The sequence below is a fragment of the Arthrobacter sp. JCM 19049 genome, from assembly GCF_001310435.1.
Genome location: NZ_BAXF01000556.1, coordinates 1 through 1313 on the forward strand (window position 1 = coordinate 1; position 1313 = coordinate 1313).

Consider the following 1313-nt stretch of genomic DNA (forward strand, 5'->3'; position numbering starts at 1 on the left):
CAGGAACGAGCACTGGGCGGGCACGATGACTGAGGTGCGCCCCGAGCTACCGGGCTCCTGGCAACGCGCTGTCCTGCCCCTGCTGCTGCTGAGCGAGCTGCAGCAGGGCCGACGCCACGGCTACGCGCTGGGCAAGGCGCTGCAGCAGCGTGGCCTGGATCCGGTCAAGGGAGCCACCCTGTATCCGGCGTTGGCCAAGCTCGAGGAGCGCGGGGAGGTTGCGGCTTCCTGGGAGGAAGGCAGCGGTGGGCCCGGCCGCAAGGTCTACGAGCTGACCTCCCGGGGACGCGAAGCGCTGGCGCACTACCTGCTGGCCTTCGACCGCCTGACCCACATCGTCGCGGTGCAGGTACCAGAGGCACACCGTGCGCAGGAACAGGGGCAGCCGGGCTGAGCGGCTGGCCGGTCCATAGATGCCTGTTGCGCGGGGCTTGGTGACCGGCCCGGGGGGACGGTGAACGCCGGCTTAGGCGGCCTTCCAATAGGTGTTGCGCCGCGGAATCTGCAATGGGTCGATATGCTTGGGATACAGTACATGGGGCAGTCCCTTGTACCGGATGATCTTGAACAATCCGGCATGCACATCGGCGTGGTGTCCCTTGCAGGCGCCGGCGCCTTGTCCACACTGGTTGGACAGCCTCCGGCCCAGCCCCCGTCTTCGTAGTGGTGCGCCTCCACCAGTTCCGGGGGCACCGTGCATCCGGGCACAATGCAGCCCCCGTCCCTGGCGATGATGATCTTGCGCTGCACCGTGTTGTACAGCCTTTGGGATCTGCCAACGTCCAGCACCTGCCCCAGGGAGTTGAACATCATCGGGATCAGGCGTGCCTGGCACAACAGGAGGCGCAGTTCCGTGGCCCCGATCCGCTGGCCGTGGGCGGTGACGCCCTCGGCTTGAGCCAGATTCAGCAGGCTGTCATAGTCCAGATGCACCACCACTTCGGGGGTGACGGTCTTGGTCTTGCCGGTTCCGTCCATGTTTTGCGACAGCAGGGCCACCAGGGCGTTCAGTCGGCGGCGTGCGGCGCTGACCTCCAACGCCGTGAAGTCCGGTTCTGGTGTTTGGGCTGCTGCCGGTGCCGGGGGAGCTTGAGCCGGATCGCTTGCAGCTGGGGGACCGGCGTCGGGGTCAACGGCCCACTGCGGCGGTGGCTGGTCGGTGCGCAGCCAGTCCGGATCCGGGACCAGGGGAGCAGGATCCGCTGCCTCGTCGGCTCTGGCTGACCCATTGGCTGGTGTGGCCGCCGGGGATGCTGCACCGCCTTTCGCCTCGCTGGGGCTAGCGGGGGCCGATGGTACCGGCTGGTTGCCGG

Annotated in this window: 2 protein-coding genes; one reads left to right on the plus strand and one right to left on the minus strand. The window is 67.9% G+C overall.

What is annotated here, in order from left to right; genetic code table 11:
- Positions 1-394, plus strand: a 394-nt coding sequence (locus JCM19049_RS14415) for a PadR family transcriptional regulator (RefSeq protein WP_306420821.1), incomplete at its 5' end; no start/stop codon positions are given.
- Here JCM19049_RS14415 and JCM19049_RS23645 read toward each other — a convergent pair.
- Positions 304-1038 (minus strand): DUF222 domain-containing protein, encoded by a 735-nt coding sequence (locus JCM19049_RS23645; protein ID WP_374700324.1) that lies wholly within the window; start codon positions 1036-1038, stop codon positions 304-306. The genes JCM19049_RS14415 and JCM19049_RS23645 overlap by 91 nt on opposite strands.
- Positions 1039-1313 lie beyond the last annotated feature (275 nt).